11 protein-coding genes are annotated in these 21,992 nt (G+C 63.4%); 8 read left to right on the top strand and 3 right to left on the bottom strand.

The features are described 5' to 3' along the window. The first annotated feature begins 8 nt into the window (after positions 1 to 8). From ACSSVC_RS19235 to ACSSVC_RS19200, 8 genes are all read left to right on the top strand, one after another. Positions 9 to 455 (top strand): DUF6484 domain-containing protein, encoded by a 447-nt coding sequence (locus tag ACSSVC_RS19235; RefSeq protein WP_346632994.1) that lies wholly within the window; start codon positions 9 to 11, stop codon positions 453 to 455. A gap of 14 nt (positions 456 to 469) precedes the next feature. Further along, positions 470 to 1,582 carry a DUF2169 family type VI secretion system accessory protein gene (locus ACSSVC_RS19230; protein ID WP_492611194.1) on the top strand — a complete coding sequence of 371 codons (1,113 nt, stop codon included), beginning with the start codon at positions 470 to 472 and terminating at the stop codon, positions 1,580 to 1,582. Continuing rightward, positions 1,582 to 2,622 (top strand): hypothetical protein, encoded by a 1,041-nt coding sequence (locus ACSSVC_RS19225; RefSeq protein ID WP_492611193.1) that lies wholly within the window; start codon positions 1,582 to 1,584, stop codon positions 2,620 to 2,622. Before ACSSVC_RS19230 ends, ACSSVC_RS19225 begins: the two co-directional genes overlap by 1 nt. After that, positions 2,622 to 3,734 (top strand): PAAR-like domain-containing protein, encoded by a 1,113-nt coding sequence (locus ACSSVC_RS19220; RefSeq protein WP_492611192.1) that lies wholly within the window; start codon positions 2,622 to 2,624, stop codon positions 3,732 to 3,734. Before ACSSVC_RS19225 ends, ACSSVC_RS19220 begins: the two co-directional genes overlap by 1 nt. Before the next feature lie 27 nt (positions 3,735 to 3,761). After that, complete coding sequence (locus ACSSVC_RS19215) at positions 3,762 to 4,643, top strand: hypothetical protein (RefSeq protein ID WP_446439860.1); 882 nt, start codon at positions 3,762 to 3,764, stop codon at positions 4,641 to 4,643. Positions 4,644 to 4,667: 24 nt separating this feature from the next. Further along, on the top strand, positions 4,668 to 5,918 hold the full coding sequence (locus ACSSVC_RS19210) for a TIGR02270 family protein (protein WP_492611191.1): 1,251 nt from the start codon (positions 4,668 to 4,670) through the stop codon (positions 5,916 to 5,918). Between the two features lie 176 nt (positions 5,919 to 6,094). Beyond that, a complete protein-coding gene (locus ACSSVC_RS19205; protein ID WP_492611190.1) occupies positions 6,095 to 7,075 on the top strand; it encodes a response regulator in 981 nt (326 codons plus the stop codon). Between the two features lie 20 nt (positions 7,076 to 7,095). Next, positions 7,096 to 8,013 carry a LysR family transcriptional regulator gene (locus ACSSVC_RS19200; protein WP_236185959.1) on the top strand — a complete coding sequence of 306 codons (918 nt, stop codon included), beginning with the start codon at positions 7,096 to 7,098 and terminating at the stop codon, positions 8,011 to 8,013. On the opposite strand, the gene ACSSVC_RS19195 is transcribed toward ACSSVC_RS19200, so the two are convergent. The 3 genes from ACSSVC_RS19195 to ACSSVC_RS19185 form a co-directional block, all read right to left on the bottom strand. After that, complete coding sequence (locus ACSSVC_RS19195; RefSeq protein ID WP_492612576.1) at positions 8,010 to 11,237, bottom strand: ATP-binding protein; 3,228 nt, start codon at positions 11,235 to 11,237, stop codon at positions 8,010 to 8,012. The genes ACSSVC_RS19200 and ACSSVC_RS19195 overlap by 4 nt on opposite strands. A gap of 79 nt (positions 11,238 to 11,316) precedes the next feature. After that, entirely contained in the window at positions 11,317 to 12,810 is a 1,494-nt protein-coding gene (locus ACSSVC_RS19190) for a TolC family outer membrane protein (RefSeq protein ID WP_492611189.1), read from the bottom strand. Positions 12,811 to 12,886: 76 nt separating this feature from the next. Continuing rightward, a complete protein-coding gene (locus tag ACSSVC_RS19185) occupies positions 12,887 to 21,889 on the bottom strand; it encodes a TcdA/TcdB pore-forming domain-containing protein (protein ID WP_492611188.1) in 9,003 nt (3,000 codons plus the stop codon). Positions 21,890 to 21,992: the final 103 nt, after the last annotated feature.

Raw genomic sequence — 21,992 nt, 5'->3', positions numbered from 1 at the left:
TAACGCGTATGACGGTTCAATACTCACTGCCCGCGCAGGCCCGCATCGATGGCGTAGTCGTCGGTGTACTGCTCGACCTGCCACAGGCCAGTGCGCCCTTGGTGACCTACCCCGGCTGCCCCGAGCAACAGAGCATCGCCGCCCGCAGCACCACCCTGCTCTCCCCTGAAGACATCGGCAGCCAAGTGGCGCTGATGTTCGAAGATGGCGACCCTTCCCGCCCACTAGTGATCGGCCGCCTGCTGAGCCAGGCCATGGCGCCCGAACCGCTTGCCAGCGTGCAACTGGACGACCAGCGCCTGGAACTGCGCGCCGAACGCGAGATCGTGCTGCGTTGCGGCAAGGCCAGCATCACCCTGACCCGCGCGGGCAAAGTGATCATCCAGGGCGCCTACCTGTCCAGTCGCTCCAGCGGGGTCAACCGCATCAAGGGTGGTTCGGTGCAGATCAACTAGACAGGTAGTCGCCTATGGAACTGCTCAACGCCAGCAAACTGCTTGCTGCCTATACCCAGGGCATGGAGCCCGATGGCCGCGAATCGCTGGTGGTGGTGGCCAAAGGCACGTTTAATCTGCCGCTGGACGGCCGCCCGGCGACCCTCGCCGAGACCCCGCAACCGCTGCTGATGGCCGATACCTTCCTCGGTGAACCCGGTCTCAGCGCCCCGCTGCAGGAAATGGACTTCGCCCCGGTCAAGCCGTTCTGCGATGTGCTGGTGCGCGGCAAGGCCTATGCCCCAGGCGGGCGACCGGTCAGGCAGCTGGCAGCGGGCATTCGCGTCGGTCAGATGAGCAAGGCCTTTTCCGTCCTCGGCCCCCGACAATGGCAATTGGGGCTACTGGGCGTTTCTCCCGGCTTGCCGCAGCCCTTCATCGAGCAGGACATCTCTTATACCCAGGCCTTTGGCGGCAGCCATCCGATAGCCAAAGACTCCGAATTGCGTCACTGCTACCTGGACAATCCGAGCGGTTGTGGCTGGTTCCCAAGCAGCATGGGGAGTGCTGCCATCGTCGGCATGCCGATGCCGAGCACCGAGGAATTGGGCAAGGCGATCGACAGTCCCTCTGGCGACTTCCGTCCTATGGCCCTTGGCCCCATCGGCCGCAGCTGGCCGCAACGTGCTCGCTTCGCTGGAACTTACGACGATGCCTGGCTGGCCGACCGTTTTCCGTTTCTACCGGGTGATTTCGACCGTCGCTACTTTCAGGCAGCCCCTGACGATCAGCAGATTCCTTACCTGCGTGGCGGCGAGGAGGTGTTGCTGCTCAACCTCACACGCCAGGAGCGCGCGGGCTTTCGCATCCCCGAAATGGAGGTGCCGGTGACCTTCTTTCTGAAAAAAGGCGGTCACGAGACTGTGCAAGCGGTGATCGACACCCTGCTGATCGACACAGACGCACTCCAGGTGCAGCTGACCTGGCGTGTCTCCCGTGCGCTACGACACAACATTTTCGAGATCGCTCAGGTGCTGGTCGGCACTATGTCCACAGGCTGGTGGCGCGCTCACGAACTGGGCAAGGATTACTACCCGTCGCTCTCCTCCCTGGTAAAAGCCAAGCACGCCCCCGAGGAGACAGACTGATGACTACTGCACTTTGCATCATCGGTTCCGGCATGGTCAGCGCCGTTGGCCTCAGCGCACCCGCGAGCTGCGCGGCGATCCGCTGCTCTATCGATAACTTCCAGGAGACCCGCTTCATCGACTGCGGCGGCGAATGGCTGATCGCTGCCAGCGTGCCTCTGGAACAGCCCTGGCGTGGGCGCAGCAAGCTGATCAAGATGGCCGCCTGCGCCATCGCCGAGGCGCTGCAAAGCACCCCTAACGTCGATCCGGAAAAGACCCCGCTGCTGCTGGGGGTGGCGGAAGTCGAGCGCCCCGGCCGCCTCGACGGCCTCGATAAGGGGTTGATACACGCCATCGAAGCCGAACTGGGCCTGCGCTTTCATCCCAGTTCCAACGTCATCGCCTATGGACGGGTCAGCGCTGCCGTGGCCCTGCTTGATGCGCGTACGCTGATCTACCAGGGCGGCCATCGCCACGTGCTGATTGCCGGCGTCGACTCCTTCTTGAGTGGACCGACGCTGGCCGCTTTCGAAGCTCGCGATCGCCTGCTCACTAGCCAGAACTCCAACGGATTTATCCCCGGCGAAGGCGCCGCCGCCGTAGTGCTGGCCGCCCCCGTTGCCAGCGAAGAGCCGCAATTGGCCTGCCTCGGCCTGGGATTCGGCGTGGAGAAGGCCACCGTGGAGTCTGAAGACACTCCCCTGCGCGCCGAAGGTCTGACTCAAGCCATACGTGCTGCCCTGAGCGAAGTCGGCTGTGGCTTGGAGCAAATGGATTATCGGCTCACCGACATCTCCGGCGAGCAGTACTACTTCAAGGAAGCCTCCCTGGCCCTGAGCCGTACCCTGCGGGTGCGCAAGGAGTTCTTCCACCTCTGGCACCCGGCCGACTGCATCGGCGAAGTCGGCGCCGCCATCGGCCCGACGATGCTGGCCGTGGCCTTGGCCGCCAGCCGCAAGGGTTACGGTGACGGCCCGAATATCTTCTGCCACCTCGGCAACGACGCCGGCCAACGCGCCGCCGCCCTGCTCAGTTACCAGACCGTGAGGGCTGCCTGATGGCCAACGAGGTGTATGCCAACAATATGGAGATTTCCTGCAAGGCGGCCGATGGCAAGTCCGTCGCCTGCTTTCCGGATGTCTGCTTCACCCCGCCCGTGGCTCCGCCGACACCGATAGGGGTGCCCATTCCCTACCCCAATACGGGTATGTCCAAGGACACCACCCGGGGCACACGAACGGTCAAGATCACCCGCAAAGAGGTGATGCTCAAGGACAAGAGTTACTTCAAGACAAGTTATGGGGATGAGGCTGGGAATGCTCCCAAGAAGGGGGTCATCACTAGCAAGATCAAGGGGAAGGTGTACTTCACTTCCTGGTCAATGAATGTGAAGTTCGAAAGTCAAAACGTAGTACGGCACCTTGATATCACGACGCATAACCATGCTTCACAGCCAGGTAATACCCCTCCCTGGCCTCACCTTTCCAAGATGTCGCCGAGCACCCAGGGAAAATGCAAAAATGAGAAAAAAAGAGAAAGAAAATCCTGCCAGGAATACAAACCGTACGGTGAAAAGAATGTGTGTAAAGAGGCCGATCTGAGCGGTGAAATGGTCAATGAAAGCGCTTGGGCCAGCAAAGCAGCGACAAGAGCCAAAGCAAACAAATGCTTGTCGGCTCGCCGCTGTCAGTTAGTACCGTACCGTCCTAAGGACGAAGCAGGTGTAGCTGGATGCTGTCCAGCACAAACACCTGACCATGTCATACCGAAAAGCTCATTTTCTGTAGGAGCGTTCAGTAACAACAAGCGCCAGCCTGGCTGGGAAGAGTATTCGAAAGATTCAGCACCTTGTATGTGCGTTGAGGGCTGGGGGAACACTCATGGGAGTCATGGTGTACGACACAGCGAGCATAAAGCTCTGGGGGTTATCGCTGGGGTCAAGAAAGGCGATATGCGCGAATTCAGTAAAGAGGCCTCCATGGCGGCCCAAAGTACTCGTGGCGCGTTTCCCGAGTCAAACTGTAGCGAACGCTGCCTAACGGCACAGTTGGCCGACGGGCATAAAAAAATGCTACCGCCAAATACCAAGCCCCCTAAAGTAAAACATTCACCAAGCGGAAGAAGTAAGCCAGCGGTATTGAACCGTACCGCGAGAAGACCCTCCCCTTGAGCCACCACCCAATAAACGGATATTCATATGGCTGACGAATGGCTGGAAGATTATTACTATGCTTATGTTGCCGCCGTAGACGCAGAGAAATCTTTTTTCGCTTTTCGGGAAATAGGACTAGATGCCCAGGACGTTTCGCACACGATTTTCCTGGAGTACAACTCTGGAAAGTGGCGAGAAGTTGGCGAGGCGACTTGGGATACCGTTGCCATGACCACCGACCGGTCACAACAAATGCTGGCAATATCCGAAGAGGGTGAAATTGGCGAAGGTTATCTCGGCTCGACCCTCAGCTTGTCAGAAATGGATCCGCCACCGCTAATGCTCAGAGGGATAAGCTCGATAGGCGAATATACCTACATATGCGGAGTGTCCCGAGAGGTGTATGTACGCCATGGATCTTCTGCTTGGCAGCCTATACATGCCCCAAAGCCTACGAGTAAAGACAGTGTTTTTGGCTTCGAAGCACTGGGCGGTTTCTCCAATGATGAAATCTATGCGGCCGGCTGGAAGGGAGAAATATGGCTACGGGAGCAAGGTAACTGGCGGCAAATCGACAGTCCAACCAACTTTAAAATAACTGCATTGATATGCGCCTCTGATGGTTATTGTTATTTATGTGGCCGCCAAGGCACTTTGCTGCGTGGTAGAGCTGATACATGGGAAATTATCGATCTCGACGAGTTCACCGATGATTTCTGGAGCATTGCTGAACACCAAGGAAAAATATATTTAGCCACCTTGTTCGAAGTATTCGTTCTCGATGAAGATTCTTTGCAGCCAGTCAACTGGAACATGCCGAAGCCCAATACTTGCTACTGTCTATCCGCTAAAAACGGGGCGCTTTGGTCTGTCGGCCAAAAGGATATCTTGGTACATGATGGGCAGCGCTGGAGGAAACTTGCTTAACTCACTATTTCTCAAGACTTTGAAATGTACTCGAATTTGATTCCGCTGATTTTGGATCAACATGTCGAAGAAGCCAGCTTCCTCGCCGTCCTGCGGGACTATGCCTTGGGCGCACCGCACTACGACTTCGACCACCTCAGCCAACTCGACGACCGCATCGACGCCCACCTTGACGGCCTTCGAGTCGCCGGCACCTGCGGCCTGGAAACCCTGCTGGCTCAACTTGGCCCACACGCCATTGGCGAGCTGTTCGCCAGTGTGGTGCTGGCCTTCGAGGCGGGTAACGCACAGGTGTTGTCACGGCTTAGCGAGCATTTGCGAAGTGCCGTAGAAACGGAGAGCGGCTACCTGATGGCCTTGGGTTGGCTCGACTGGAAGTGGGTATCGCCCTGGGTTGATCGCCTGCTCGCCTCCCCCGACCCCCTGTTTCTCCGCCTCGGCCTGGCCGCCTGTGGCATGCACCGCCACGACCCCGGCCCTGCCCTGCTTAGCGGACTTTCCCACGCCGACCCAAGCGTCCTGGCACGTGCCGCCCGCACTGCCGGCGAGCTGCGCCGTCGTGACCTGATGCCGACAATTCGTACCCACCGTCAACACCAGGACACCGCCACGCGCTTTTGGGCCAATTGGGCCACCGCACAGATGGGCGACGAGGAAGCGCTGGAGCCGCTGCGGCAGTTCGCCGAGCAACCGGGCCAGTTCCAGTACCGCGCGCTCTGTGTATTGCTGGCCTGGCAAAGGCGTGAGCACAGCATCGCCTGGATACGCCAGTTGATACAGAACCCTGAGCAGCAACGCGTCGGCATCCAGGCCGTTGGGCTGCTGGGCGATCCGGTCAGCGTGCCCTGGCTGATCCAGCAGATGAGCGACCTGCCTCATGCCCGCGTCGCCGGCGAGGCCTTCAGCCAGATTACTGGGGCTGACCTGGCGTTACTCGATCTGGAATTGCAGGACCTGCCGGATTTCGCTGCAGGCCCGAACGACGACCCTGAGGATGCCAATGTGGCCATGGACCCCGATGAGAATCTGCCCTGGCCCGACCCGCAGTTGATCGCAGCCTGGTGGCAGGCCCATGGAGGCGATTTCCAGGCGGGCGTGGGCTATGTGCTGGGGCTGGCGCAGCGCGAAAGCAGTTTTCAGCAAGCGCTTGTCCGGGGCCAGCAACGCCAGCGCATTGCCGCCACCTACGGCATCGCCCGCTTCCGGCCGACCGAGGTGCTTTTTCCCACCAGCGCACCGGCCTGGCGGCAAAAGCGGTTGTTGTTCGGAGGATGAGCAGGCGATTCATTCTCTTCTTTCGTGCCGACCCCCCCTGCAAATGCCCTGCCCCTCCTCCACAGCCAACCGTTCCAACAACAACCCCACGACACAGTGACTGCGGCAGCTGGACGCTAGGTGCCAATAAACCAAATACGCTAGACTGCCGGCCTATTTTGTTCAGGCCCCTCGTCATGCCCGCAGAGCATGCTTCCAAGCCCTATACCCTCCTGGCGATCGACGACGATCCGCAGTCGTTGATCGTGCTGTCGAAAACCCTGACCACCGAATACGAAGTGCTGCTGGCGAAGAACAGCGAGCGTGGCCTGGCCCTGGCTCGCAGTGCCAGCCCCGATCTGATCATTCTCGATATCCTGATGCCGGAGATGGATGGCTTCCAGGTGCTCAGCGAGCTCAAGAGCCATCCCGCCACTGCGGCCATTCCGGTGATTTTCCTGACCTCGCGCAGCAGCGTCGAAGACGAACGCCTGGGGTTGCTGCTGGGCGCCGCCGATTACATCGCCAAGCCGATTTCGCCGCCGGTGGTACTGGCGCGGGTGGCAACGCAACTGGGCTACCGCAACAAACCCCTGCATGGCCTGCAAGCCGTTGCCGGACCCTGCGCCGGCAGCGACATGCGCGACGGTTTTGTCAGTGCATTGTCCCTGCAACTGGCCGGCAATCCGCAGATCCGCCTCCAGGCCCTGCTCGATACCCTGTCGATTCTGCTGCGTAGCAGCCCGAGCCGGCGCGACCCCGCAGCCTTGCGCAGCGCTGCCTGCCTGGCGCTGATGGGCCTCAATCAGCCGGGCAGCCGCATCGATCAGGCCCTGGGCAACAGCAGGCTGCTGATTGAAGAGATTCTTGCCCACGCCGAGCCGGAAGACCCGATCCTCAACCTGGCCTGGAAACTCACCCACGCCGATGCCTTGCTCAAGGGCCCCAGCGAGCTGCACCTCTGCGAGCAGTTGTCCCTGTCGGCCCGTCTGTTCGCCCTGGCGCTGAACTACCACCTGAGCCTGCTCCAGGCCAGCACCGAGGACCTCCACAGTCGACATGCGCAAGCCATGGGCCAGATGTATCGCCAGCCCGGGTTCGAGCAATGCATCGCCGGCGACCCGGAGCTACTGTCGTCGGCCTTGCTGAGTTCGTCACAGAGTTTTCTCGGCCTGTGAACGGATGGTGAGCCTGGCCAATGCCTAACTTCGCAGATCTGGAGCTGTTCATTCTGATCGCCGAGCTGCAGGGCCTGTCCCCTGCCGCTCGTGTCATGTCGATCACCCCGGCTGCCGCCAGCCTGGGGCTCAAGCGCCTGGAAAACCGCCTCGGCGTGCGGCTATTCACCCGCTCGACCCGCACCATGAAACTTACCCCCGAGGGCGCACGCTACCTGGAAAGTGCCCAGCACGCCTTGAAGATCCTGGCCAACGGCAAGCGTTCGCTGCGCCACGATGACGGCATGCTGGAACTCACGGTGTCTTCCGACCTGGGCCGCAACCTGTTGCTGGACATGCTCGCCCGGCTCAAGCAGGAGCGGCCGCGCATGTACATCAAGCTGGCGCTGAGCGACAAGGAAGAGGACCTGCTCAAGGGCCGCTTCGATGCGGCGTTGCGCTACGGCAAGAACCAGGCCCTGGATCTGGTCGAGCTGCCGGTGCTCAAGCAGCATTACTTCATCGCCTGCGCCGCGCCCGATTACCTGGCTGAGCATGGCCAGCCTGAGTCGCCGGAACAGCTGAGCGAGCACGAATGCATCATCTGCCACAGCATTGGCCGCCCGGAGAGCCGCTGGCGTTTCCATGGGGCCGGCAAGGTCGAGGACGTGCCGGTGCAAGGGCATTTTTGCTGTGATGATGGCGATGCGGCGCGGCGCTGGGCCGTGGCCGGCCATGGCGTGGTCAACCTGCCGCTGCTGAATGTGGTCGAGGACCTGCTCGCCGGTCGCCTGCTGCCGCTGCTGCCCGGCTGGCAGTCCGACGCGGCGCCGCTGAATCTGGTGGTATCGCACCGCTCGCAGATCACTTCGTCGTTGCGCGCCTTGCATCAATGCCTGGTCGAGCACTGCACCGACCGTATGGCTCGCTATCAGGCCCTGACCCAGAACACCCGCTAGCCCTCAAAGTCGACAAGCAGGTCATGGGCCTGCTGGAACTCCAACCGGTAGATCCGCTCTTGAATGGCCCGCAGAGGGCCGCACGGGTATTGCTCGTAGAGCTCATCGATCAGCGCCAGGGCCTGGGCATTATGGCTGCGCAGCAGCTTGGCCAGACGCGCCAGCGCCAATACTTGTTCAGCGTCCAGTTCCCGGTGTTGCGGTGCCTGATCCCCGTCCGCCGCCGCTGGCAGGGACGCCAGGCCGGCCAGCACCGGTTCCAGGCACCGCGCCAGTTGCTCGATCAGCGGCTCCAGCTCCGCCGGCCCGTCCGCCTGTTCCTCCAGTTGTCCGGCAGCCTCTTTGACCGCCGTGGCACCGATGCTCCCGGCATTGCCCTGCAGGCTGTGGGCCAGAAAGCCGATGGCGGCCAAGTCGCCTGCGGCATGGGCCTGCCACAAGCGCTCGATGACCTGCTGCTGGCTGTCACGAAAGTCGGCCAGGAGTTTGCGGTGCAGGGCCAGGTCCTGGTTCACCACCGCCAGCCCGCGCGCGGTGTCGATTCCTTCATAAGTCGAGTTCAAGACGCTTGTACCCGGAGGCGCCGGAACTTGCGCTAGCGGCACGTCCGTCGCTTTGATCCAGCGCACCAGGGTCCGATAGAACGCCGCGACCTCCAGGGGCTTGCTCAACAGATCGCTCATGCCGGCCGCCAGCGCCCTGCCCTGCACATCGGTCTGGCTACTGGCGGTCACGGCGATGATCGGCAGCGACTGCAGGTGCGGATAACCGCGAATCTTGCGGGTCGTGCCGAAGCCGTCCATGACCGGCATCTGGCAATCCATCAGCACGGCGTCAAAGCGCCCTTCCTCAAGCAGCAGACGTAGGGCCTCGGCGCCGTTCACCGCCAGCACCACCTGTACCCCGACGCGCTGCAGCAGGCCCTGCAACACTTCCTGGTTGAGCCGGTTGTCCTCGACCACCAGCACCCGCGTCCCCGCCAGCCAGCGTGCCGGGTCATTGATCGCGCCCTGCCCCGCTGCGGCGCCGCTCGATGGCCCGGCAGGCGCGGTGCAGTTTGCCTCACGCGCTACCGGCGGCAGGCTCAACTGCACGCTGAACTTGAACGTAGCGCCCTGCCCCGGCCGGCTTTTCACCCAGATATCGCCTTGCATCAGTTGCACGATTTTCTTCGAGATGGTCAGCCCCAGGCCGCTGCCGCCGTAACGCCGACTGATGGACCGGTCGGCCTGGACAAAGACATTGAACAAGCGGGCCTGCTGCTCGTCGCTGATGCCCACCCCCGTGTCGGTGACGCTGAAGCACAGCAGGGCCTGCTGATCCCACTGCCGCATCAGGCACACCCCGATACAGACATGGCCGGCCTCGGTGAACTTGATCGAGTTGTCCACCAGGTTGGTCAGCACCTGGGCCAGGCGCAGTGGATCCCCGACATAACGGCGCGGCAGTGAAGCGGGAATATCCAGCTGCAGCCGCAGCGCCTTTTCTTCCGCGCGCTGGCGGACCAGCAGCAACACATCGTCCACCAGCTCCCGCAGATCGAAGCCCACTTGCTCCATGCTCAGCTTGCCGGCTTCGATCTTCGACAGATCAAGCACGCCGTTGATGGTGCCCACCAGGTGTTTGGTCGCACGGTCGATCTTTTCGATGTAGTCGCGCTGCACCGGCTCCAGCGGCAAGTCCAGTGCCAGATGAGCCATGCCGATGATTGCGTTGAGCGGCGTGCGGATCTCATGGGACATGCAGTCGAGAAACTCCGACTTGGCCTGGGTCGCCCGCTCGGCATCCCGTCGTGACTGCTGGATTTGCGCTTCCACCGCCTTGCGCTCGCTGATGTCCTGCAGCACCCCGGTGACCCGCGTCGGCGCCCCATTGGCGTCGCGCTGCATGATCTTGCCGATGTCCAGCACCCACAGCCATTGCCCCGCCTTGTTGCGCATGCGGTATTCGGCGCGGTACTCGCCGACTTCATCGTTCAGGTGCGCCTTGAGCCGGGCCATGACCGGCTCGTAGTCGTCCGGATGCACCAGAGCGGTCCAGCGCTCCAGGCCGTGGCCGAAAGCCTGTTCCATCTGCTGTTTGCTGTAGCCGAGAATCTGCAGCCAGACATCGTTGTTGATGACCGTTCCCAGGCTGAGGTTCCAGTCCCACAACCCCAGGGCCCCGCTTTGCAGGGCCATGTCCAGACGCTGTTCGCTCTGCTCGATCTGCGCCACGTCGCGCTTGTGCCGCCGGGCATCGGCCAGACGCCGCAGGCCGCCCCATAGCAAGAGCAAGAACACCAGGGCACTCAGCCCCTCGATCAACAGCACCTGTTCCCCCGGCAACAGCGTATCCAGGTCGCCCAGGGTGATCAGGGTCCAGGGACCGCTGGGGTCATTCCAGTCGAAATCCACCCGGGACAGGCTGTAGCGCCGGCCGTCCAGCCGAACCACCGGCTGATGGGCATCGAAGGGCAAGCGCTCGGGCACCCCGTTGGCAAACCGGTAGTCACTGAACTGGCGACGGATCTCTCCGGTGAAGCGGTTCCAGGGCCAGGCCCGATCGGACTTGAGCACAAAGGCCGGGGAACTGGCGGCCAGCACCACGCCACTGGGTGACAGGATCAACTTCAGGTCGTCGCTGTACGGCTTGCTCAGGCTGGCGTCGAGCCTATCGGCATCAAAACGCGCCACCAGCACCCCGATCACCTTGTCCTGACGCGTACGCGACTCGAAGATCGGCACCGCCATGTAGAACATGCGAGTGCCGGTGGTGGCACTGATGGCGCCGTAGACACTGCTGCCACCATTGAGGGCCACCTTGAAGTAGGGGCGGAAGGCCACATTCAGCCCCAGTGGCGTCTGCCCCTGCTGGTCATGGGCCGCCACCACCACCCCGTCGCGGTTGAGGACAAACGCATGGTTGGCGTCCACCACCAGGGACAGGGTCTTGAGGGGAATGGTGGCCCGTTGCATCAGGTCGGCAGAGGGCTTGGGCTCCAGGACGATGCGTTTGAGCGAGGGGTTGTGACGCCCGAGGATCGACAGTGCGCCGATGGCAAAACCGTTGGATTTCCATTGTTCCAGATCCTGGGCCTGCTCCCGGGTCTGCATCCCGATGCTCGCGCGGTAGACGTCTTCGACCTGCACACGGTAGTAGTTGCCCAGCGCCACTGCGGCGCCGACCGCGATCACCACGCCCAGGGCATAACAGCAGCGCCTGTGACTGTCGAAGAAGTCCAAAAAACCGTACAACCGTTTGCCCCTTTGCCTTAAAAAAACCGTGCCCGCCAACCCTTGCCTGGGGCATTGCCAGGCCCTGTCAGCGCTTAGCCAGCCGGCGTGGAAACTCCGGCGGCAGAAAATCGCGGTCCGGATCGTAGTCGGCCTTGAGGTAATCACCAAGCGCCTTGAGGTCCTGGGGCGACAATGTCCCCACCGCTTGCTTGAGCCGCAGGGTGTCGAGAATGTAGTCATAGCGGCTGTTGTTGTACTGGCGCACGGCGTTATAGAGCTGACGCTGCGCCTCCAGTACATCGACGATATTGCGGGTTCCGACCTGAAAGCCCATCTGCGAGGCCAGCACCGCGCCCTGGTTGGAGATGATCGACTGGCGTCGCGCCTGTACCTGGTCGACACCGCTGTTGAGGCCACGATGCAGGTTGCGGGTCTGCTCCACGATTTGACGCCGCAGGCCGTCGTTGAGGTACTCGCGCTGGTTCATCCGCTGGTGGGCTTCGCGCACCTGGGAGCGGGTCTGGCCGCCACTGAACAGCGGAATGTTCAACTGCAGCCCGACTGTGCGCTGCTCGACATTGCCGCCGTAGCCATTGCCACGGATATCGCTGTTGCCGTAACCCAGGGTGTCGTTGTCACCGGTCTGGTAGCGCAGCACCGCGTCCAGGGTCGGCGCGTGCCCGGCCTTGCGTGCGCTCAGGGTCTGCTGCGTCGCCTCCAGGGCAAACTGGCTGGCCTGCAGGGTCAGGTTCTGGCGCACCGCCGTGTCCACCCAGCGCCGGGCGTCGTTGGGTTCGGGCAACAGCACCGGCATGTCGTGGCGCAGCCCCTGGATCGCCTGGTACTGCTGATGCGTCAGGGTGTCCAGGGCTTCGAAGGCATCGTCGGTCTGCTTCTGCGCCACGATGCGGTTGGCCCGCGCCGTGTCATGCCCGGCCTGGGCCTGCAGCACATCGGTACGGTCCGACAGGCCCAGTTGCAAGCCGCGCTCGGCCAGTTGCTGCTGGCGCTTGAGCGCCGCTTCTTCGGCCTTGGCCGCCGCCAGGGCGTCCTGGGCCTTGAGCAGGCCGAAGTAGGCCTGGGCGCTGTCGAACATGAGTTTCTGCTCGGCGGCGGCCAGCTCCAGCTGGGCCTGCTGGTCTTCGGCTTGCGCCGCCTTGAGGCTGAACCAGCGATCGGCGCGGAATATCGGCTGGTTCAGCACCGCCTGATAACTGGTGCCACTGCGCCGGGTGTCCTGCCGCGGCTGCTCCAGGGAGGTGCTGGTGGCATTGAGATCGGCACTGGCGGACAGCGTGGGCAGCAGACCGGCCCTGGCCTGGGGCACCGCCTCGGCGCGGGCCGCCTGATCGGCCTGGGCCGCCGCCAGCTCGCTATTGTTCTGCCGGGCATCCAGGTACACCCGCCACAGGTCACTGGGCAGGGCCTCGGGCCGGTGTTGTGGCGGATGTTGTGCTGAGTCTTGTAGCGGGTCTTGCCGGTGCAATGGGGCCGCCTGCGCCAGAGGCGCCACCAGCAGCGGGACGGCAAGCAGCCAGCCGGCAAGGGCTCGCTGCCGCGAAATCATGGGTTTGCTCATGGTTGGTTCTATACCCGAAAAAAATGGGCCGCAGACAGGAGAGGCTTTGCGCCCCTCCTGTGTTTCTCCTGCGAGGTCAGGTCAGTGAAGGCACCAGCACCGCCTGCGCGGCCTGATGGTTTTTCGGCAGCTGTTCGCGAGCGCCGCCAGTGTCAGCGAAGGCCGCCATGGCCCCGCTGAGTTTTGCCAGGCTGGGGCCCCGGCCATCCGCCGCCGAGTCCAGCCCATCCGCCGCCGAGCTCAGTGCGTTCGCCGCCGGCAGCGTCTCGCGCTGGCTCCAGGCCAGTTCGAACACGCTGTCCCTGGTCGATCCGCTCGGGCCAAAGCCCTTGAGCAGTTGCTCGACGCTGATCATCGACGAGTCGCCCTTGAGCTCGATCAGCAAATGCCCGTGGGCGGCCGCCTGGCTGCCCAGCACCTGGCGCAGCACCAGGGCCGTGCCATTGCCCGTGTCGGTCAGTTGCACGTCCTCGCCCCGACGGCTGACGAGGATGTTCTTGCCATCGGCCACCGGCAGGATCACCCGATCCAGGGCCAGGCCCGGATCATCGTTGTCGATGACCACCGAGCGGTAATGCGCCCACATCGCCGGACTGAAACGATAGGTGTCATCCCCGGCGCCCCCGTGCAGCACCACACTGTCGACCCCGGCAATCAACGGCGGCGTCAGGTCATCCTGACGAGCATTGCCGCTGGCTCCCTGAATCAGCAGCGAGGAGCCGATGCGCTCGATATTTGCGTAATGGCCCAGCTGCAGTGCCTTGCCGTCCTTGACCTGATACAGCGCCTGCTCCGTCGGGTTGTAGACATAGGCCGAGTGCGGCGCGCCGGCAGCGACTCCAATAAAGCGCAGGTCGCTGCCGCCCGGGATGCCGTTGCTGGCAAACATCTGCCCACTGGCGATATCGAACCAGCCGCGGGTGTCGCCGTCCTGCAAGGTCAACACGCCTTTGGCGCCCCACTGGCCGGTCACCGTTGCCAGTGCTTGAGGCAGATTACCCAGCCGCGCCTGCTGCCAGCCCTTGTCCACGGCCACCAGTTGCACATCGCCGTTGTTGCTGCGCAGCAGCACTTCGCCCTGCACCGTGGTCAGGCGCAACCCGGCATCGACCTGGACGGCCGAACGCAGTGGCTGCTTGGGCATCCAGTCAATGGCGGCCGGCAATTGCGCCGAGGCCTCGAGCACCTCGTCGTTGCCAAACGCGGTGGCCAGTGCTTGCGATGTCAGCGGCGGCTGCAGATAGAGCTTGCCGCTCTCGGGCTCGAACAGCCGGGCACTGGCGCTGGCACTGTCGAAGCCGAGAAACTGCAGCGGCTTGCCTTGCAGCGCGGACGAGGCCACCACCACCTGACCGTTGTGGTACCACACCGGCAGCGCACGCTTGCCGTCGGCGGTCTTGACCCCGAATACCGCCAGGGTGGCGTTGCTGCCGGCGACCTCGGCGAGGTTCGTCCACCAGTTATTGTGGCTCTTGAGCCAATGCTCGTTGACCGCCTCATAGCTCAGTCGTCCGCTCGCCTCGATCCGGGCCATGCGCCCGTCCTCGGTCACGGCCAGCAGATGGCCGTTGAGGTTGAGCACATTGGCCAGGGGCGGCGTGGTCAGGCGCAAAGCGCTCGGCTGGCCGGCATCCAGCACCTTCTGCCCCGGCCCTTCCTGGCGGAACAGCACCTGCTGCGCCTTGCTGTAGAAATAAAACACTTCCTGGCCACCGGGCTGCGCCAGGCTGCCCGCCAACACCAGATCCGCCGGAATCTGCCAGGCGCTTTGCGCTTGCCCCGGGGCATCGGCACGTGGCGCCTGCCCGGCCGGTGGCGCCAGGTTCGGCTTGATCACGATGCCGTCGCTGCTGCGCACCCAGTAGCGGTGCGCGACCTTGGCGTTATCCAGACCAAACACCGTGATCAGTTCTGCCGCGGTCGGTTCCAGCATGGGGGCACCCAGGCTGTACAGCGGGGTGTCGCGCTCGGTGGCCTGCGTCTCGTAGCCCTTGAGCAGGGTCTTGAGGCCGTCGCCATGCTGGCCGGTGCGCGCCGACAGCTGCAGCAGCGACTCATCGCCGACCACCCCCACCAGCTCCATCCGGTCACCGAGGATACGGAAGCTCAGTTCGGCTTCCCGCTCCTTGAGCTGATAGCGACGGGCCAGATACAGCGCATCGCCCTCTTGCCAGAACCGGCTGATCTGGCCGGCGCTCTGGTTGAACGAAGGGGCGAACTGCGCATCGACCTTGCCGCTGGCAATATCGACCCGCCAGGCGGCGGCGTTCTCGGCATCGACGAAGTAGGCATGCTCGCCGATGACCGCCCCCAACTGGGCGTTGTGCGCCTGTTGCACATCGGTGTCGGTGAACAGCATGCGGTCCTTGGCGACGTCGTAGTACGCCCGGCCGACATTGCGCTCACCGTGCTTGTAGTTCTCCACCAGCACGTATTGGCCGTGCAACTGATGGGCCTGGGCCAGCTCCTTGAGGTGCTGTTCGATGCGCTGCCCGGGCACTTGCCATTGGCTGGCGTCTTCTTTCACCACATAGGTGGTCTGGCCGGCAAAATCGGCTGCCCGCACTTCGCCCTTGGCGTTGACCAGCAGCACCTGGCCGCTCTGGGCCGGATCGAGCTTGACCTTGACCCCACCCACCAGCAAGTGGTCCTTCGCCACGGTGATGCTGTCGCTTTCAAGCTGGCTGCTGTCGATGATCCAGCGTGACGGCTGAGTGCCGGCCTCGTTGCTGAGCCTGACCTCGGTGCCTTCGTTGAGGCCGATCAGGTATTCCCCGCCTGCGCCCTGGATGTCGTAGCGCAGGTAGCCGTACAGCTCTTTGGGCAGCTGCGGTATCACCAATTGCCGGCTGTGCCCATCGAGCAGCACTTCTACCGGCGTCTCGACGTACTCCTGGTGAATGCGCCGGATCGTCTCCTCGCTCGGGAAGATGTAGAAGTCGTAGTCGAAGCGCCGGTCCTGCTCGAGCTTGCGAATCACATCGAAACCCGTGTCATGCCGGGTGGTGGCCCCCGGCAGGATCATGTACTCGTAGCTGATGTAGGACTTGGGCGTGCCCGGCAGGATCACCGTCCTGCTGTCGCCGTGTTCGAGTTTCGGCGGCTTGGCGCCGTGGCCAATGCCGCTGCGCACCTCGATCGCCTGGGCGCGGTCGTGGATCATCCGCGGAAAGTCCCCGACCCAGAAGAAGTAGTTGATCGCCCCGGAACCGGTGGAGCCGTGGTGGGTGCGGTAAATGTACTGGCTGTCGAAACCGACCTCGTTGGCCCGCAGATCGAGGCGCTTGACCACCGCCCCGGGCAGCGGCACCAGCACCTGCTGTTTCTCGTCATAACGGTAGCCGTTGCCCTGGTAGGCCTTGTCCAGGGTGTCGAAGTAACGCCCCACCGCCTTGGCGTCTTCGGCCACCGCGCCAAAGGCTTGGGCCAGTGCCGTGAACCCTACCGCCAGGCCACCGAGGATCACCCCCGCGCCGCCCAGCACCGCCGCGGTGGTCGAGGCACCGATCAGCCCGGCACCGATACCCGCCGCGCCACTGACGAAGCTCGCCGAATCAAACGCCAGCTGGGTGCCGAATACGGCTTTCTGCACATCGTTCTCGGCATGGGCCAGTTCGTAGGCATCCAGGCCAACCATGGCCCCGCCAAACAGCACGCCTGCACCCTCGTTGACCGTGTGTCCCAGGGTCGAGGCAAAATCCTTGAGCGAGGATTCGGCGGCCAGGGCTTCGCCGCGCAACGCGGTTTGCACCAGTTGGGTGACCTTGGCCACATCTTGCAAGGTGCCATGACCGATCTGCGCCAGACCCAGGTAGCTATGGATCTTCAGGGCGGTGGCCAGGTCCGGTGAAACCACGCCTTGGGCCGCATCCTTGCGGTTCTTGTCGGCAAACCACTGGATCAGTGTCTGGACCGCAAAGCCCGCGTTCAGGCCGTCCACATGCGCCACTTCGCCGACCCCGCCGCGTGGCCGGATCTGCCCGTGCTCCAGGGTGAAGTGCTCGTTGAGCACGCTCATGTGCTCATCGACGAAACGACGGAATTCGACAAAGGTGCCATCGTCGGTGCTCAGCCAGCGGGTCTGATCGGGCTGGTCACGGTTGATGAACTGCACTCGATAGCCGCCCTCCGGCTGTGGCTCGGTGTTGGCGATGATCGGTATCCACTGGCTGCTCAGCTGGTGTTCCCGGGCCAGCCGGGTGCTGGCGGCGTCGAAGCGAGCCCCCCATTGCTCGGCGTCGAAAGTGGTCAGCGCCGCGCCCAGGCGCAGGTCCTGGCTGACGCGCTGCTGGGCACCCACCGCCTGCTCCACCTGGCGGCGTTGGCCGATGACGCCGGCCAACTCCTCGGGACGCGACAGATCGGCAACGTTCAGCCCGCTGCCCACCGGCACCTCGGCCATCTTGTGGGTGTCGATCTCGATCAGGTTGAAGGCCGGCTGCGACTGGCTGCCGAACGAGCCGTAGTGCGCCGCCAGTTTTCGGCGCACCAGATGCTGCTCCATGGCCTTGGCCAAGCCCTTGCTGGAGTCGAAAGCGAAGATCCCCACGTTCGGGTCGTAGAAGTAGAAACGACGGCCTTCGGGGCCCTGGGTACTGCCCACCATCATCGAGTGGTTCTGGGTGTTGAGGGCAAACATCGAGTCGCTGCTGCTGTTGGCCAGCCGTGCCACCACGTCGGACAACTGGAACTGCCCCAGCTCCTTGGACGCCTGGACCGCGTCGACATTGGAATGCAGCCGGATCAGGCTGTTCTTGAGCAAGGTCGAGCTGCCCGCCTGGGGATCGGCCGAGGCCAGGAACAGCTTCTGCACCAGGCTGTTGACCCCCGCCTCGCCGCCCCTGGCCAGGGCGACGGCCATGGCCCTGACCAGCGGGTAGCAGCGGCCTCCGGAGCGGTCACCCACCAGCGACAGGTAGAAATCCTGGGGCGCCAACTGGCCGAAGACACTGCCGGCGCCCCGGAAGTCTTCACTGAAGGTCGCGGTCTGGCGCAGCACCTTGTCGATGTATTCGGCCTGGCTGGTTTCGCTGATGCGGGCACTCAGGGCGCCACGCTGTCCAGGTGTGAGCTGGCCGTCGAGAAACAGTCGCTTCATCTCCAGAGCCGACTTCTTGTCGTCCAGCCCAGGAATCTTGATCTCGCGAAAATCGCGCACGCCGTCACTGAATGCCGTGCCCCGGGCCCCGCGCTGATAGGCCTCGGCAATGGCGTAGCGCTCGCCCACGCTGGTGCTGCGCTCATCGCCGCCGCCCTGGATCGCCGTGTCGTCGGTGCGCACCACCGCAGCGCTGCCCTGCTTGGCCTGGATCTGCTGCCAGAGCCAGGTCTTTTCCACCGAAGCGGCCTCACGCAACACCGGTTCGTACTGCGCCCGGTAGAAGTCCTGCGTGAGGTTGAGCTGCTTGATCTGCTGGTCGATCAGGCTCTTGTCGCTGGTACCGCGCCGCTGCTCCTGGAGTTGATAGCGCTGGTCGCTGAGCTGCTCGATGTCGGCGCTGACCTTGGCCTGGACCGCTTCGCGCAGCCGGTTCCAAGCGGCAATGGCCGGATGCTCGGGAGAAAAGTCGCCGCCGCTGTAGACGCCATCGGCCACCCCTTCAGTGGACACGCCGAACTGGGTCGCCACCTTCTTCAGGTTCTGGTGCACCAGTTCGCGGTAGTCGGCGAACTGGCTCCGGTTGCGTTCCTGCACCTGGCTGTCGGCGGTCTGGATGGAAAGAGGCTGGGCACCGTCGCGCAACTTCGGCCAGACCATCTGCCCCTCGCGCTGGTACTCCTGGCGCTGGAACACCAACTGCCATTGGCCGTCGACGACCTGCATGTACGCCGCAGCCAGGCCCTCGGCGGTGCCGGCCACTTGGTAGTCCTTGTAGTCGACCGCCATCACCACGTTGTCGTACAGCAGCGAACTGTTGACCCGACCGTCGTGATAGACCCGATAGGTATTGGCGTCCAGGCTGGTCACCACCAGCGAGCAGCCCGACAAGGTGCCGGTAAAGAGGAAGCTGCCCGCACGCCCCTGCTTGGGAATGTCCACATAGGCCGGTGCGGCGTTGGCCTGGTTCGGCCCGTTGTAGCCGAGGAAATACGCCGGCACGCTGTCCGGGCTCGCGGCACTCACGGAGTTGGCGTTGTGCTCGGTGTATTCGAGCTCATACAGCTTGGGCGCGACTTCCACCAACTGCACGTTGCCCTGGGCCGGCAAGCGCCCGGCCTTGACCAGGGCCTCGGCGCTGAGGGTGTGAGTCTGGGCGAACTGCACCGGGTCGGCGGCAAACTGATGAATGTCGGCGCTGCCCTGGCGCGGTTCGAAGCCGGCCCCGTGCCCTGCCAGTCCGCTCTTGAGTTGCTGGTCCCTGGCGGCCTGCCCCAACAGCGCGGGCAGCGGACCCAGGTCGGTGAAGCGCGGTGGATGGAACTCCTCGCTCGGCGCCAAGCCTTGATTGACGATAGGCAACACTCGGGCCATCACGGCGTCGTACAGCTCTCCGTGCAAGGCCTCTCGATGCCCTTGGGCACGGTAGCGGTCGAAGGTCTGCAGCAGGTCCTTGCCGATGCTGTCCGGCCCTAGTGGTTCATAGCGGGCGGCGACATACAGGGTTTCGAAGAACGAGTGATAGCCGTTGCGGATCATGAAGGCCGCGTTGGCCATCTGGAACTGCCAGTACTGCTTGACGCTCGGCGCACTGCCGAACAACTCCGGCAAGGCATTGCTGACGGTCTGGGTGGTCCCGGAGATGCCCCCCACGAACGGGGTGTCCAGGTCGTTCATGTAGCGCGTGGCTTCATTGTTCGGATCGGGACGGAACTGGCTGTAGCTGCGGTACTTGTCGTCCTGGATCAGCAACGCGGCAGCGGTCTGGGCCTGCTCCGGGTGGGTATTGAGGATCAGGTAGGGGTCGGGCTGATTCAGCCGGTTGTTGATCATGACCTTGTCGGCGCCGGTTTTTGGCGCAAGCGCGACATGGGCATTGACCGGCACCGCGGCCTTGGAAAAGCTGTCGGCCACGGGGCGCAGGGCATGGAACAACGCCTGTTTGCGCAGGCTGCGGCCCTGGTCGCCGGACAACAGCGCCTCGACCGTCGGCCGCAAGGCACCGTCGGCCGGCGCCAGGCCCTGGGGGCCGCTCAACAACAGGTTCAGCAGTTTGCTGTCCAGGCCGCGCTCCACTGCCACCTGATCAAAGACATGCACCTTCGGGTTGCCTGGATGCTGCCCGGCGTTGGCGCTGGCCACGCGCTGTGTTTCCACCTCGATCGCCTGGGCACGCCACTGTTCGTACAGCGGTGCCAGCAGCAGTTTGGCCTGGGCAATGTCGCTCTGCAGATAACCGCCTTGCAGGACCTTGTCCAGTGCCTGGTTCTTCACCAGATTCTGCCCCAGGCCGAACAGCAGCTCATCGTTGTCGTGACTCTGCCAGACCGACGCGGCGAAGGCCTGTTCCCACAGCACCTTGTTCAGGTTGTTGCCCTTGATATCCCGCAGGCTCGGGCGGCTGTGTTGCGCCAGCAGCACCCCGGCCGGGGTGATGTGGTTGCGTTCGAGCAGGCGCGTCAGCTGCTGCACGAAGGTGGCGCGCTCGCTGCTGCCTGCAAACAGCCGGCTGGCCTTGAAGCCCTCGCCGCGCAGTTGTTCCAGACGCTCAAAAAACGCCGCGTTGTATTGATACAGAATCTCGGTCTGGGCCTTGCTCAGGTGGCTGCTGCTGACCTTGTCGCCCTCGACGGTCATCAGGGCAAAAGGTGTCGCCGAACGGTAAGCGTCGCCCTGGGGCATTTCCAGCAGGTACTGATGCTCGGCAAAGCCGACCGAGCGCTCCAGCTCGTGAATATTGACGAACAGGCCGTCGCGGTCCGGGTGGTAGCTGTTCTGTCGATAGTCTTCGACACCCAGGGTCTGGAAGCTGGTGATGTCCGCGTTCTGATTGATCAGCTCGCTCAAGGCGCCGGCCAAGGGCACTTCGCGACTCACGCTGGTGCCGGGCGACTGGCCCGATACCTGGATGCCGATCTGGTTGGGCACTTTGCGATCGACGCTGGTCAACAGCAGCTTGCGGCCGTTGCTCAGCACCTGGGCCTTGAAGCCTTCGCGCAGGGAGCTTTCCGACACCAGGTGGTTGGCGAAGTACTGCTCGACGAACCCGGTCTTGACCAGCACCGAGCGAATCGGTGCATAGGTCGGCGAACGCATGGACGGCGGCTCGCTCTTGAGCCGGTACTGTTGCTGCCAGGCCAGGGAACGGGCTGCGGTGCCAAAGGAAAAATTCAGCACGCCGTCGGTGGGCACCACCAGCAGGCCGTGTTCCAGGTAGAAGTCCTTGAAGCGGCCATCGGTGCTGGCATTGACCAGCGCCACGTTCATGCGGATGTAGCCCGGGCGCTCCTCCATCATCAGCAGTGACAGGTTCACCGGCAGCTCGTCGGAGGCCCGGGGCGCCTTGGCCAGTGCGTCCAGGCTCGCGGCCTGCTGCTGCGGGGCGGCCTTGAGCCAGGCGTTGTAGCGAGTACTCACTTCCTTGTAGGCCTGCAGCTCGGAGAACAGGGTCACGTAGGACTGACTGAAGGTGGAGTCGGCCACCTGCACGCTCAGGAGCTTCTCCAGGCGATTGATCCGGCCCTTGAGCTCTTTCTGCTTGGCCGGCGCATCGGCTTGCAGGACCTCGGCCTTGGCGCCGCCGGGACTGAGCAGCCGCAGGGCCTTGTTCCAGGTGCTGTCATAGTGGGTGATCGCCGTGTGCTGGCGGCTGTACAGCACAATGTCACGGTCCAGTTGCTGCTTGTAGGCACGGGTGGCCGGGGTGTCGGCGATGGTGTTCATTTCTTTGCGGCGTTGTTGCAGCACCTGCAACTGGTCGCCCACCGAGACCGGGTTGTCCTGCATCTGGTAGTGCTGGGCGGCCAGCACGCTCAGGGTGCTCTGCTGCATTTCCAGCAAGCGGTCGCCGACCTGGCCGATGTACGCGGCACGCTCGTCGGCGCTCATGTTGAACCATTCGGTTTGCCGCCCTGCCGTCTTGATCTGTTGGTCGATCAGGGAATTGAGCAGGCGCGTGAAGTCCTTGGACATAAAAGCCATTGCAATGATCCTTTGTCTGTTTTGAGCAAAGCCCTGCGCGTCGCGAAAGGCTGCCTATGGGTATGGAACTGCGGGGTGGGGAGACATGACGGGTGGGCGAGTC

The organism is Pseudomonas sp. E1BtOHC1 (genome assembly GCF_058744285.1).
The sequence above is the reverse complement of the archived record's forward strand: the minus strand, read 5'-3'. Positions and strand labels throughout refer to the sequence as shown.

Bases quoted from the DNA above. Each gene is read 5' to 3' on its own strand.
- ACSSVC_RS19235 (WP_346632994.1), top strand. From the start codon at position 9: ATGACGGTTCAATACTCACTGCCCGCGCAGGCCCGCATCGATGGCGTA.
- ACSSVC_RS19230 (WP_492611194.1), top strand. From the start codon at position 470: ATGGAACTGCTCAACGCCAGCAAACTGCTTGCTGCCTATACCCAGGGC.
- ACSSVC_RS19225 (WP_492611193.1), top strand. From the start codon at position 1,582: ATGACTACTGCACTTTGCATCATCGGTTCCGGCATGGTCAGCGCCGTT.
- ACSSVC_RS19220 (WP_492611192.1), top strand. From the start codon at position 2,622: ATGGCCAACGAGGTGTATGCCAACAATATGGAGATTTCCTGCAAGGCG.
- ACSSVC_RS19215 (WP_446439860.1), top strand. From the start codon at position 3,762: ATGGCTGACGAATGGCTGGAAGATTATTACTATGCTTATGTTGCCGCC.
- ACSSVC_RS19210 (WP_492611191.1), top strand. From the start codon at position 4,668: ATGTACTCGAATTTGATTCCGCTGATTTTGGATCAACATGTCGAAGAA.
- ACSSVC_RS19205 (WP_492611190.1), top strand. From the start codon at position 6,095: ATGCCCGCAGAGCATGCTTCCAAGCCCTATACCCTCCTGGCGATCGAC.
- ACSSVC_RS19200 (WP_236185959.1), top strand. From the start codon at position 7,096: ATGCCTAACTTCGCAGATCTGGAGCTGTTCATTCTGATCGCCGAGCTG.
- ACSSVC_RS19190 (WP_492611189.1), bottom strand. From the start codon at position 12,810: ATGAGCAAACCCATGATTTCGCGGCAGCGAGCCCTTGCCGGCTGGCTG.
- ACSSVC_RS19185 (WP_492611188.1), bottom strand. From the start codon at position 21,889: ATGGCTTTTATGTCCAAGGACTTCACGCGCCTGCTCAATTCCCTGATC.